Raw genomic sequence first — 1,578 nt, 5'->3', positions numbered from 1 at the left:
GCGCGCCGGGGCGGGCCTGGAGGACGGCGGCGACGCGGGCGACGTCGTCGACGAGCTGCTGCCCGGACTCGGCCACCTTGACCTTGACCGTCATACAGCCCGGGAAGCGGTCGAGGATCGCCGCGACGTCCCCGGCCGCGACCGCCGGGACCGTGGCGTTGACCGGGACCCGGGAACGCAGGGCCGGCGGCGGGCCCTGCCACGCCATCTCCAGCGCGGAGGCCAGCCAGTGGGCGGACTCCGCATCGTCGTACTCTCCGAACGGGCCGAACTCGCCCCACCCGGCGGGGCCATCGATCAGCGCGACCTCACGTTCGGTGACGCCGCGGAACCGCACCCTCATCGGCAGGGCCACCACGTGCACGCGGGCGAGCAGATCGTCGATCGACTCGGGGCCCGGTACGGATGTCATGGCTCCACGCTAACGTCGAACCCATGACCGAGAGCAGCGCACCGCAGGACCAGGCCACCGGAAACCCGTTCGACCCGTCGCAGTGGCGGGAGGTCGAGGGCTTCCGGAACGGGGAGGACCTGACCGACCTGACCTACCACCGCCACGTGGGCGAGGGCCGTGTCAACGGGATCGTGCGGATCGCGTTCGACCGCCCCGACGTGCGCAACGCGTTCCGCCCGCACACCGTGGACGAGCTGTACCGCGTCTTCGACCACGCGCGCCGCTCCCCCGACGTCGGCACCATCCTGTTCACCGGCAACGGGCCCAGCACTCGCGACGGCGGGTGGGCGTTCTGCTCGGGTGGCGACCAACGGATCCGTGGCCGGTCCGGATACCAGTACTCGACCGAGCACGACTCGGACGTCGCCGGCGCCACGGCCGACAAAGTCGACGAGGCGCGCGTCAAGGCCGAGGGCGGGCGGCTGCACATCCTCGAGGTTCAGCGGCTCATCCGCACCATGCCGAAGGTCGTGATCTGCCTGGTCAACGGGTGGGCGGCCGGCGGTGGGCACTCGCTGCACGTGGTGAGCGACCTGACCCTGGCCTCCCGCGAGCACGCCCGGTTCAAGCAGACCGACGCCGACGTGGGCTCCTTCGACGCCGGCTACGGCAGCGCCTACCTGGCCAAGCAGGTGGGCCAGAAGTTCGCGCGCGAGATCTTCTTCCTCGGCCAGGCGTACACGGCCGAGGAGATGTTCCACATGGGTGCCGTCAACCGGGTGGTGGACCACGCCGAGTTGGAGAACACCGCCATCGAGTGGGCGCGGCAGATCAACGGCAAGTCGCCCACCGCGCAGCGGATGCTCAAGTTCGCGTTCAACCTCACCGACGACGGACTCATGGGCCAGCAGGTGTTCGCCGGTGAGGCCACGCGGCTGGCGTACATGACCGACGAGGCGGTGGAGGGCCGCGACGCGTTCCTCGAGAAGCGCGAGCCCAACTGGGACGACTACCCGTACTACTACTGACGGTCGGGGGCTTGCCGGCCATGGACGCCACCCGCGAACTGCGCACCCTGCCCGTCCCCGGCGGCGCGGCGGTCGCCGAGGTGTTCCCCGCGCTGGCGCAGATGCTCGACGACCACGGACCGGCGCTGCTGCCGGTGCCGGCCGACGACCCGGCGC

General features: G+C 71.3%; 1 protein-coding gene and 1 pseudogene. One reads left to right on the top strand and one right to left on the bottom strand.

Annotation, left to right across the window (positions count from 1 at the left end):
* A pseudogene (locus G6024_RS05595) lies at positions 1–412 on the bottom strand (o-succinylbenzoate synthase); the annotation flags it as partial.
* 23 nt (positions 413–435) lie between these two features.
* On the opposite strand from G6024_RS05595, the gene G6024_RS05590 reads away from it, so the two are divergent.
* On the top strand, positions 436–1,422 hold the full coding sequence (locus G6024_RS05590) for a 1,4-dihydroxy-2-naphthoyl-CoA synthase (protein ID WP_069390162.1): 987 nt from the start codon (positions 436–438) through the stop codon (positions 1,420–1,422).
* Positions 1,423–1,578: the final 156 nt, after the last annotated feature.

It is taken from the genome of Dietzia maris (genome assembly GCF_014144855.1).
Lineage (GTDB): Bacteria > Actinomycetota > Actinomycetes > Mycobacteriales > Mycobacteriaceae > Dietzia > Dietzia kunjamensis.
Note: the sequence above shows the minus strand (reverse complement) of the source record. Positions and strands in the feature narration are given on the sequence as shown.

What these genes read in the sequence shown, in the direction of transcription:
- G6024_RS05590 (WP_069390162.1), top strand. Translation starts at nt 436, where the DNA reads ATGACCGAGAGCAGCGCACCGCAGGACCAGGCCACCGGAAACCCGTTC.